General features: G+C 36.1%; 12 protein-coding genes. 11 read left to right on the top strand and 1 reads right to left on the bottom strand.

Annotated elements, in window-relative coordinates; all coding sequences use genetic code 11:
* Window positions 1-39 precede the first annotated feature (39 nt).
* The 5 genes from acsn021_RS15440 (at window position 40) to acsn021_RS15420 (ending at window position 6297) form a co-directional block, all read left to right on the top strand.
* Window positions 40-510: an SMI1/KNR4 family protein gene (locus acsn021_RS15440; protein ID WP_184096181.1), complete on the top strand. Its 471-nt coding sequence runs from the start codon at window positions 40-42 to the stop codon at window positions 508-510.
* A gap of 13 nt (window positions 511-523) precedes the next feature.
* Complete coding sequence (locus acsn021_RS15435) at window positions 524-1126, top strand: hypothetical protein (protein ID WP_184096179.1); 603 nt, start codon at window positions 524-526, stop codon at window positions 1124-1126.
* Between the two features lie 124 nt (window positions 1127-1250).
* Window positions 1251-4199 (top strand): RHS repeat-associated core domain-containing protein, encoded by a 2949-nt coding sequence (locus acsn021_RS15430; RefSeq protein WP_185264900.1) that lies wholly within the window; start codon window positions 1251-1253, stop codon window positions 4197-4199.
* A complete protein-coding gene (locus acsn021_RS15425) occupies window positions 4199-4597 on the top strand; it encodes a hypothetical protein (protein WP_184096191.1) in 399 nt (132 codons plus the stop codon). Before acsn021_RS15430 ends, acsn021_RS15425 begins: the two co-directional genes overlap by 1 nt.
* 113 nt (window positions 4598-4710) lie before the next feature.
* On the top strand, window positions 4711-6297 hold the full coding sequence (locus tag acsn021_RS15420) for a transposase (protein ID WP_185264899.1): 1587 nt from the start codon (window positions 4711-4713) through the stop codon (window positions 6295-6297).
* 158 nt (window positions 6298-6455) lie between these two features.
* Here acsn021_RS15420 and acsn021_RS15415 read toward each other — a convergent pair whose 3' ends face one another.
* On the bottom strand, window positions 6456-6674 hold the full coding sequence (locus acsn021_RS15415; RefSeq protein ID WP_185264898.1) for a helix-turn-helix domain-containing protein: 219 nt from the start codon (window positions 6672-6674) through the stop codon (window positions 6456-6458).
* A 217-nt stretch (window positions 6675-6891) separates the two neighbouring features.
* Between acsn021_RS15415 and acsn021_RS23170 the strand changes: the two genes are divergently transcribed.
* The 6 genes from acsn021_RS23170 to acsn021_RS15385 all read left to right on the top strand — a co-directional run bounded on the left by acsn021_RS23170 (window position 6892) and on the right by acsn021_RS15385 (window position 11413).
* Complete coding sequence (locus tag acsn021_RS23170) at window positions 6892-7026, top strand: SymE family type I addiction module toxin (RefSeq protein WP_184096152.1); 135 nt, start codon at window positions 6892-6894, stop codon at window positions 7024-7026.
* Between the two features lie 90 nt (window positions 7027-7116).
* Window positions 7117-8862, top strand: coding sequence for an RHS repeat-associated core domain-containing protein (locus acsn021_RS15405; protein ID WP_184096141.1), 1746 nt, complete (start codon window positions 7117-7119; stop codon window positions 8860-8862).
* Window positions 8863-8893: 31 nt separating this feature from the next.
* Complete coding sequence (locus acsn021_RS15400; protein WP_184096143.1) at window positions 8894-9052, top strand: hypothetical protein; 159 nt, start codon at window positions 8894-8896, stop codon at window positions 9050-9052.
* Window positions 9053-9067: 15 nt separating this feature from the next.
* Window positions 9068-9502: a DUF4274 domain-containing protein gene (locus acsn021_RS15395; RefSeq protein ID WP_184096146.1), complete on the top strand. Its 435-nt coding sequence runs from the start codon at window positions 9068-9070 to the stop codon at window positions 9500-9502.
* A 319-nt stretch (window positions 9503-9821) separates the two neighbouring features.
* Window positions 9822-10982, top strand: coding sequence for an RHS repeat-associated core domain-containing protein (locus tag acsn021_RS22915; RefSeq protein ID WP_184096148.1), 1161 nt, complete (start codon window positions 9822-9824; stop codon window positions 10980-10982).
* 11 nt (window positions 10983-10993) lie between these two features.
* Window positions 10994-11413 (top strand): SMI1/KNR4 family protein, encoded by a 420-nt coding sequence (locus acsn021_RS15385; RefSeq protein ID WP_184096150.1) that lies wholly within the window; start codon window positions 10994-10996, stop codon window positions 11411-11413.
* The last annotated feature ends 79 nt before the right edge of the window (window positions 11414-11492 follow it).

Here is an 11492-nt window from a genome sequence, read left to right as displayed (position 1 = left end):
ATGGAATGTGATTAATTGAACAGGATAGGAGGATATATTGTGATTGATGAAGTATTACTTGAAAAAACAAAGAAAATGACAGGAGCCTTTTTTACTGGTGGTGTTGCGGAAGAATTAATCGAAAAGTTAAGTGAGGACTTGGAAGTTGAGTTACCTAAAAGTTACAAAGAATTCTTGAGAAAATTTGGAGAAGGTGGGTTATCAGGCACATATACATTTGGAATCGAAAATGAAGATTATTCAAGTGCAAAAGAGAAAACGAAAAAATTTAGAAAAGAATTAAATATATCAAATAAGCATATAGTTGTTGCAAAAATAAGAACAGAGGACGAAGAGTACATTTTGTGTTTAGATACTGCTAATCTTTCAAATGGTGAATGCCCTGTTATAAAATATGATATGCTTAATAAAAATGAGACTAAAATTCAAAATAACTTTGCCGATTACTTTAATTCAGTTACAGAAAGGGAATATCAAGAAGAATTAAGTTATCAAAATGACAAACAATAATGGGAGAATGGAAATGATAGGTGATAACCTTCCTAGAGGGATTGGCTATAAAAGCTCTTGGTTAACAATTAAAGCACCAATTGAACAGGTTTTAGAAGTGCTTTTTTTAAAAGAAGTGTCTGACATATCGTTTGAAGAAGGACTTAAAGTAATAAGGGCTTATGGTAACAATAGCGTACTAGTATGGTCATATACTACTAAAGATTTAACTTATTTGCTTGGAAATAGTATAGAACAGTTGACATATGATGAAAACATACTGCACAATCTTGCTACGGCGTTTAAAGAAGTACACTTGTTCTTTACACACAGGGTTTCTGAGGCACATGGTTTTGCAAGATTGATTAATGGCGAGATAGAACGTGCTTATTTTTATGATGAGGACAGAATATTTAGTAGCGGTGCAATAACTAATACTGAAAAACAATTAGGTATTAATTTACCAAATGATTTTGATGAAATGTGGGAAAATTGGAACAATGAAGCATTTACAAAAATAAATGAAGATGTTATTATATCTTTAGCTGAACAATGGACTGCGATTGAAAGTACGAAAGAACAATATGTAAATGTAAAAATTGGTCAAATGAATATTGATTTTTTTAAGCAGAGGTAAAATATCACAATAAAATATTTAGTATAAATTAAATGCAATGAGCTAGATTATCTTGTATAATCTAGCTCATTGCTATATCCTTTTTGGATTATCAGAACGAACAAGTAAATAGTCAGTAGAAATCGTGACAGAGATTCTAACACCGGAAGGGTATGTAATCCGAAGAGACTATGACTTATTAGACCGCATAACAAAAGAAGAACACCTTGATAAAGCCAATGGCATCCACCGTGTGTTATCCTATGAATATGATAAAGCCGGAAATCTTATTAAACAGACCAATACCAAGGGTGACAGCAAGGAATACGTCTATGACTATAGGAATAACCTTATCAAGCAGACCGATGAGGAAGGAAATGTCACTAGATATTTCTATGACAAGAACAACAGCCTGATAAAAGCCGTAAGTCCGGATAACTATAGGGAAGAACTGGATGATGGAACAGGAACCACCTTTACCTACGATGCTTTTGGACGAATGGAATCGGTACGGAATGCTCTCGGATACTTAGAAGAATACAACCAGTATAATAAGGTAGGACAGTTAATCCGTAAAGGAGATGAAATGGGGACACTGGTAGAATACCAGTATGACATCGGCGGAAGAATCCAGAGTATTGCGACTGGGGAAGTAATACAGGCAAGGGAACAAAGTGACTCTGTAAATCAAAACGATACCTTAAGCCAGCCACACCAAAACAATCCGGTCAGCCAGTCATTCACTTACGATGCCAGAGGAAATATAACGGGAATAAGAGATGGTGAAGGGAATCGCACCCTCTATCAGCTGGACGATTGGGGAAGAATTGTACGTATCCATAAACCGGATGGAAGTGAAGAACAGTATACCTATGATTACGCCGGAAATATCACCACCACCACAGACGGCAAGGGTGGAATTATAACCTACTGCTATAACAGCTTTAACCAGCTAGGGGAAATCCTAGACCAAACGGGAGAAAAAGAGCAGTTCTTCTATGACAAACAAGGCAGACTGGCAAAACAGATAGACCGAAACCAGAACAGCATTGTCTATAAGTTAAACATAGACGACCAGTTAGTGTATAAGAAGGAAGAAAAGAGTGGTCTCATCTATGGGTACCAGTACAATACAGAAGGGCAGCTGACAGAAGCAACCGGAGGAGGTGTACAGTACCAGTATGATTATACACCAAGCGGAAGTGTAAAGACCAAATATGTCAACCACAAGCTTGCCCTGCAATACAGCTATACCAAGTCCGGCAATGTGGCAGGAATCTTAGATGCAACCGGGAAAAAGACAGAGTATGCCTATGATGAAGTCAACCGTGTGGCAAAGGTAATGGATAACGGAAATCTGCTGGTAACCTATGGTTATCATGTTGATAATACATTGGCACAGGCAAGGTTTGCCAATGGAGTTACCACAGAATATACCTATGACAGGGATAAAAATCCAGCCAGTATTACTACCACCACAAGGACAGGAGAAAAGCTCTTTGCCTACCGCTATGCCTATGACTATAACGGAAACCGTATCTTAAAACAGGATATGAGAGAGTTAAGTGTGGGGGATTTACAGGGAGTGGGAGATTATGGTAGAATAGGAGAGACAGGGGGCGGACAGGTATTTGGTGGATTGGCAACTGGACAAGCGAAATTGCAAGGAAAGTTACCAGAACAAGTACCACTCACCCAAGCTACAAGATATATCTATGACCCCCTACAGAGAATAGCTGGAGTACAGTATGCAGACGGTAAAGAGGAAAGCTTTGCCTATGACAGTGCAGGCAACCGTGCGTTAAGAAAGTATGGAAGTCAAGAGGAAACCTATCGGTATGATAGCAGAAACCGCCTAACGGAAGTAGCACGTAAAGATAGTGCAAGGGCAGAAAACAACCGGATTACCCTGTATCAGTATGATAATCAGGGGAATACCTTACAGGAGGAAACCAGAGGATGCACAGAAAATCTGTTACAAAAGAGTCATTATGATTATGATGGCTTTAACAAGACAAGAAAAGTAACAGTAGAGTACTTTGGAAATGAGAAAGAAACGCCAACAGCAGTCCAGACACAGGAAAACTTCTATGATGCTGAGAATCTAAGATATGGTATTGTAGAAAACGGGGAACGGACGAACTTTATAACCAATGGTTGGAAGGTATTAGCAGAGCAGGATGAAAGCAACCAAACCACAAACCGTATTGTCTTAGGCTATGGTATTATTGCAAGTGACAGCTTAAAACAGGAGGGGGATGGCTACCGATACTTCCACTGGAACGAGCATGGAGATACGGAATATATCACAGGGGAAAACGGACAAGTCTTAAATCGCTATGGATATGATGCTTTTGGCTCACTGACTACAGCAGAGGAAATCGTAAGAAACCGTTATACATATAACGGCGAGCAATACGATGCCATAACCAGCCAGTATTACTTAAGAGCAAGGTTTTATAACCCACAGGTAGCAAGATTCACACAAGAGGATGTGTACAGAGGGGATGGATTGAATCTGTATGCGTACTGCGCGAATAATCCGGTGATGTATGAAGATCCGAGTGGGTATGATGGGAAAAGTAAGTGTCCTAAGCCTGGAGAACCTGAAGGAAAGAAAAAAGAAACAGGGTCTGATGATGCTACTAATCCTAATAAAATAGAAACGCCATTTAAACCACTTACCCCTAAACAAAAGAAAAATTTAAAGCAAAAGATGAAAAATAAAACTATAACTCAAAATGAATATAATCATTTAGAATGGGACAGAAGATTTAATAATAGAAGAAAAAGAGGAGTTGATAGATATTGGAGTATGGAGAAAAAACGTCTGGATTCAGGGATGGATGGAACAAGAGATTGGAGTGATAGTCAAAAGCAAGATATACAGAATAGAAAAACACCAACTTTTAATGGAGAACCAATAGAAGGACATCACAAGTATAATGCGTTAGATTATCCACAATTAGCCGATGACCCTAATAATATATATCCAGCAACAAATAATGAGCATTTTAATAGGTGGCATGGTGGCAATTGGCAAAATGACACAAATGGAGTTCCAAATAACCCAAATTTTGAGGAGGATTTTTAGTGTATAAAAATATTGAAGAGTATTTGAAGAGTCTTAGTGATAAATATGGAGAAAATATAGACATAAAGTATAGAAATTGTGATTACAGTATTGATAATAGAATACCCAAAGTATTACATTCACTTTATAGTGTAATATCTGAAGCCAAGTTTCCTTTTGGAGAAATATTTACAATTGAAAAAGCATTATCACAATCATCAAAAAACCCATTTACTCCAAATTGGTTTGTATTTGGAAAAGATAATTATTTTTCATTTTGGATATGTTCTTTTGCAGAAGATGAAGAAGGGTTAAATTTTACCTACTGGGATCATGAATCGGGTAATGAGATTGATGGGGCTGTTTGGGATAACTTTATTTCATTTTTTGATGAAATTCAAGAAGATTATGAAGAATAGAGTGGATTGAATATTAGTGACAGTAGTGAATAAAATGGGGCTGTAAAAAAACTCCCCTAAAAGAAAAATCGCTGAGGTCGTGAGACTTCAGCGATTTTTTGGTATAATTACTTATGCGACTAAATAAAAACACCAATCATAATTATACAGTACGACAGCTAAAATTACCATTGGAAATTGAAAAACTAATTGATATATCTGATCCAGTATATACTTTCTGTGAGGTAATGGATCACATCGACCTATCAAAATATTTTGTAGAGAAAGGCTACAGAACAGGTCGTCCAAGATGTGATGAACAGAAACTCCTCAAAGTGGTACTCTTTGCTTTCATGGAACACGGAATCTGCTCTCTGCGGGAAATCGAAAAACTTTGCAGAAATGATATCCGGTATATGTATCTTCTTGATGGCATGAAGGCGCCTTCATTTGCTACATTTGGCAACATCATCCGAAATAAACTTACTGATTCCATTGAACAGATTTTTTTGGATGTGAATACATATATTTTTGAAAAGAATCATGTCGACCTGGAACACACCTACATTGATGGGACAAAAATAGAGGCAAATGCAAACCGCTATACCTGGGTATGGAAAAAGTCCTGTACAAAAAACCGAGGAAAGGTTTATAAAAAGATATCCATGCTGATTGATGCAATGAACCAGGACGTATTAGGGTATTTCGGTGTAAAACTTGATAAGAGAGACGAGTATGCTGTTGAATATGTATCGGAACTCTTGGAAAGGTACAAGAATGCAACAAATCTGGTGGAATCCACGTTTGTATCTGGTTGTGGTCATAGAAAAAGTCTTCAGCAAAAACAATATCAGGAATTAGAGGGATATCTAGATCGATTAAAGACATATGCACATCATATAGAAGTCTGTGGCAATGAAAGAAACAGTTATTCCAAAACCGATTACGATGCCACTTTTATGCGCATAAAACGGGATTATATGGGCAATGATCAGCTTCTCCCAGCGTACAATCTACAGACCGCTATCTGTGATGAGTATATAGCGGTAGTTGATGTAAAACCATATGCATCTGATATGGAATGCTTTGTTCCTTTGATGGAAAAATTCAATGAAATCTATGGTCATTATCCAAAGTATCCAGTTGCAGATGCAGGCTATGGTTCCTATAATAACTATCTTTACTGTGAAGAGCATGGAATGGAAAAGTATATGAAATTTACCATGTTCAAAAAGGAAATATCCGATAAGAAGTATCACGAAAATCCATATCGTGCAGTCAACTTTAAAAGAGACGAGAATGAAAATTTGATATGCCCAAATGGAAAGACTTTTCACTTCAAAAGCAAACAACATGTCTATAAAAACAAATATGGCAGAACCGAAGAAATCTATGAATGTGAATCATGTGAAGGCTGCCAATTTAAAAACGATTGTTGTCCTAAGGCAAGCAAAAACAGAACCATTCGAATGAATCAGGAATTAACCTCGATACATCAAGAGGTAATTACAAACCTTGAATCAATACATGGCGCACTGTTGAGAATGAATCGTAGTATTCAGGCAGAAGGAACATTTGGCATTTTAAAATGGGATAAGTCCTACAAAAGATTATTTCGAAGAGGTGAGAAAAACGTAATTCTTGAACTCACACTGATTTCTTGTGGTTTTAATCTTTATAAATATCATAATAAAAAGCAGAGAAACAAGTTGGCTGCATAAAATCCAAGAACTATACTCATAGCTTTATTAAGTGCACGCTCTTTTATGGAAAAATCAATCATTATCATAAAAAATAGATAAAAAAACGAAGAATCACCAGAATCGACATCTGTCGGAACTGGTGATTCTTAATTAAGGACTTTTTTTACAGCCCCATTTTATAATCTATCACGATTGTCTGAGCGTCCAAGCAAATAGTCGGCAGAAACATCAAAAAAATCAGCAAGTTTTATAATCATGTTTGCGTTTGGTGTAACTTTACCATATTCTAATCTCTGGTAATGTTGCTCTGTGCATTCCAAAAATGAAGCCATATTTACCTGTGTTAAATGTTTGTCTTTTCGTAATTCCTTTAATCTATCTGAAAAATTAGCCATAAGCATCCCCTTTTAAAATATTTAAAATGTATTGACACAACATTATATGTTGTGTCAAGTGTAATACTACTTGTATTTACAATATTACAAACCAACAAAAATGTAAAATTGAATTCTAATTTTGTTACCAGTTTATTAATATTTTTTAAAGGAGGTCAATCATGGAAAAAGAAAACTTAAAGTATACAAAACTTTTAAAAAGGATTATGAAAGAAGAATCTACACAGAAATACCAGAGATTAAATTTAAAGGGCAATGGCTTTTGAGTCATGGATTTACAACCGGGTCAAACCTTACCTTATATTGTTGTGAAAATCAGATAATTATAAGAAGAGAAGAAATTAGTTTGTAAGTATTTTCAAACACTTACAAATATATTTATTATCATAGAACCATTTTCAATAAAACCCAAAAAAGCAAGAGGAATACCAAGTCCGGTAATGTGGCAGGAATCTTAGATGCAACCGGGAAAAAGACAGCGTATGCCTATGATGAAGTCAACCGTGTGGCAAAGGTAATGGATAACGGAAATCTGCTGGTAACCTATGGTTATCATGTTGATAATACACTGGCACAGGCAAGGTTTTCCAATGGAATTACCACAGAATATACCTATGACAGGGATAAAAATCCAGCCAGTATTACTACCACCACAAGGACAGGAGAAAAGCTCTTTGCCTACCGCTATGCCTATGACTATAACGGAAACCGTATCTTAAAACAGGACGTTAGGGAGTTAACGTCAGGGGATTTACAGAGAGTGGGAGATTATGGTAGAATAGGAGAGACAGGGAGCGGACAGGTATTTGACGGATTGGCAACCGGACAGGTGAGATTGCATGGACAGTTACCAGAACAAGTACCACTCACCCAAGCCACAAGATATATCTATGACCCTCTACAGAGAATCGCCGGAGTACAGTATGCAGACGGTAAGGAGGAAAGCCTTGCCTATGACAGTGCAGGCAACCGTGCGTTAAGAAAGTATGGAAGTCAAGAGGAAACCTATCGGTATGATAGTAGAAACCGCTTAACGGAAGTAGCACGTAAAGATAGTACAAGAGCGGAAAACAACCGGATTACCCTGTATCAGTATGATAATCAGGGGAATACCTTACAGGAGGAAACCAAAGGATGCACAGAAAATCTGTTACAAAAGAGTCATTATGATTATGATGGCTTTAACAAGACAAGAAAAGTAACAGTAGAGTACTTTGGAAATGAGAAAGAAACGCCAACAGCAGTCCAGACACAGGAAAACTTCTATGATGCTGAGAATCTAAGATATGGTATTGTAGAAAACGGGGAACGGACGAACTTTATAACCAATGGTTGGAAGGTATTAGCAGAGCAGGATGAAAGCAACCAAACCACAAACCGTATTGTCTTAGGCTATGGTATTATTGCAAGTGACAGCTTAAAACAGGAGGGGGATGGCTACCAATATTTCCACTGGAACGAGCATGGAGATACGGAATATATCACAGGGGAAAACGGACAAGTCTTAAATCGCTATGGATATGATGCTTTTGGCTCACTGACTACAGCAGAGGAAATCGTAAGAAACCGTTATACATATAACGGCGAGCAATACGATGCCATAACCAGCCAGTATTACTTAAGAGCAAGGTTTTATAACCCACAGGTAGCAAGATTCACACAAGAGGATGTGTACAGAGGGGATGGCCTGAATCTGTATACGTATTGTGCCAATAATCCGGTGATGTATGAAGACCCGAGTGGTTATGTGTACATTGATAAGTTATTTACAGAGACAGGTACCATCCCCGGTAAATCATCATCGAAGAATTTAGGGCAAAATATAAACACACATATAGGAATACCATCTAATAATAGAACAGGGTCACATCAAGCTCAACACTTAATCCCTCAGGAAATTTATGTTAAGTCATCGTTTTTACAAGACATAGGCTTTAATGTAGATCATCATCAAAATGGTATATGGGATAAGAATAAGAATTTAAATGCAACACAGCTAAATGATTTGTGTTCACAATACAATGTATCTAGCTGTATGCAGAAAAGATATGTAAGTGAAAACACTCATCACGATGGATATCATAAGCTATATTCACAAGCTGTAAATAAAGAAATTAAAAAGATTGAAAATGATATAAATTATAAGAAAGGGACAGGGTTATACACCGAATGCAGAATCGCAACTTAGAAGAGATGGAAGAAAGCAAGTAAGTAGCCTTATGGAATCTTTACGAATAATGAATCAGGAAGGATTAGAACTTTATAAGCAACATTCTAGTTATGGAGAAACAAAAAATTATGATGCAAAAAAATATAATGAGATGTTTGAAGAAAAACTAAAGAATACCGAAAATAAGAAAAACAAATGTAATATATAATGAAGGAGAAAAAATATGAAATATGATAGTAAACTATTTGAAACAGAATATATTGCGAATAGAGTTAAATTGTTACTTGAAGAATATGAAAAAATTGATTTATTAAATAAAGAAACAAGTGCTATTGAATTGAATGAATTCCTTGATTTATATAATTGGGATGATGGGGTTGAAATACCATTTTTTATTATGCAACATAAAAATTGCGAATTAGGGACTGCTTTGAAAATGTTTTATTTAAGTGGTGGGTTAGGATTTTTTGATGACGATTTTTATGATTATTTCAACGAAGAATGGGTAGCTTTTGTTGAAATATTATATAACAAAATTATAAATAATGAATTTAAAAGAGGTGTTATTAATTTTGATGTACCACTTGATGAGTCTGAGAAGAGGGAGTTAAAAGACACTTACAACATATCTGATATTTTAATAACAGATTTAAATTAAAGAAAGATAATTAATGGGAGTAGCTCTTAAATAAATATCAAATTAATTGTCTTAGGTATGAGCTGGCTATTAATAGACCAGCTCATAATTTATAATTTGGTTTAATTATCAGAGCCTTGCCTATGATAGTGCAGGCAACCGGGCATTACGTAAGTATGGAAGTCTAGAAGAAATCTATCGGTATGATAGTAGAAACCGCCTAACGGAAGTAATCCGTAAGGATGGTACAAGAGAAGAAAACAACCGGATTACCCTGTATCAGTATGATAATCAGGGGAATACCTTACAGGAAGAAACCAGAGGATATACAACAAGCCAGATGGTTTTCAATCCTTCCAATTCTATGCAGGAATCAGGTCTTCTATCTAATAAAGAAGGTAAAGAAAGTCTGTTACAAAGTAGCCGTTACGAGTATGATGGATTCAACAAGACAAGAAAAGTAACAGTAGAGTACTTTGGAAATGAGAAAGAAACTCCAACAGCAGTCCAGATACAGGAAAACTTCTATGATGCAGAGAATCTAAGATATGGTATTGCAGAAAACGGGGAACGAACAAACTTTATAACTAATGGATGGAAGGTATTAGCAGAGCAGGATGAAAGCAACCAAACCACCAACCGTATTGTCTTAGGCTATGGAATCATTGCAAGTGACAGCCTAAAACAGGAGGGGAATGCCTACCAATATTTCCACTGGAACGAGCATGGAGATACGGAATATATCACAGGGGAAGACGGACAAGTCTTAAATCGCTATGGATATGATGCTTTTGGCTCACTGACAACAGCAGAGGAAATCGTAAGAAACCGTTATACGTATAATGGGGAGCAATATGATGCCATAACCAGTCAGTATTACTTAAGGGCAAGGTTTTATAACCCACAGGTAGCAAGATTCACACAAGAGGATGTGTATAGAGGAGATGGATTAAACCTGTATGCATATTGTGCGAATAATCCAGTGATGTATGAAGACACGAGTGGGTATAATGCGCAGAGTAAGTGTCCGAAGCCGGGTGAGCCAGAGGGACAGAAGAAACAGACTGAAGAAAGTAAGCCTAAAATTGATTACAGGAAAGTTGCTGATTATGTTAAAGATCTTGAAGAACAAACGGGTATTAAGTTAAATAAAAAGCAAATAAAGGAATTAAAGAATGCTTTAAGGAAAAAAGCGTATTCAAAATTAACGCCACAAGAAACACTCGCTCATCGAAAGGAGTTTAATAAAGTTAAAAATGACTTAATAGCACAGTGGGAGAAAGAGACAGGTCAAGTATGGCCTACATACACCCAGATAGTCTATGACAAAAATGGTAAACCTGCAAGAAATATTGGAGATTTTTATGATGCACATCATGTAATTGAGAACAATTATGGTGGCGATCATTCGTGGTGGAATATAACACCTGCAAAGTTTCCAGATGAGCATCAGGGAGGCATACATAGAAGTCAGTCGCCTGCAAGAAAACTATTTAATTAGGAGAATTATTTATGTTCGAAAAAATAATATCTAATAAAAGTAATTCATTTTATAAATTAGACAAAAATGAAATATATGAAGCAGAAAATAGAATGCACATAAAGATACCGTATGAGTTAAAGTGCTTTTACGAATCGGTTGGTGTAGGGTTTATAGGTTCACAAGATGGTGCAATTAATAGATTACTATCACCAGACATTTGTGCAGATATTAGATTACGAGAAGACATTTATGAATATGATCCAGATTTAGAAATGTATGTAGAATTTGAAGAAATGGCTATGATATTTTTTGAGATTAACGAAGGAGTTTATGCATCTATCGAATTAAATGAGAGTGCTCAAAGTAGAATATTTTTTGCTAATGAAGTAATTGCGAATTCTCTTCAAGAGTTTTTAGAAAAGATAGCAGACAGTAATTATTGGAATTGAATTTAATAATATTTTATGAAAGCCGACGGCTTAACCGTAATTTAGTTTAAAAGTATAGGTTTTTATAAGAACTGGCTGG

Origin of the sequence: Anaerocolumna cellulosilytica, from assembly GCF_014218335.1 — a bacterium.
Classification (GTDB): domain Bacteria; phylum Bacillota; class Clostridia; order Lachnospirales; family Lachnospiraceae; genus Anaerocolumna; species Anaerocolumna cellulosilytica.
Note: the sequence above shows the minus strand (reverse complement) of the source record. Positions and strands in the feature narration are given on the sequence as shown.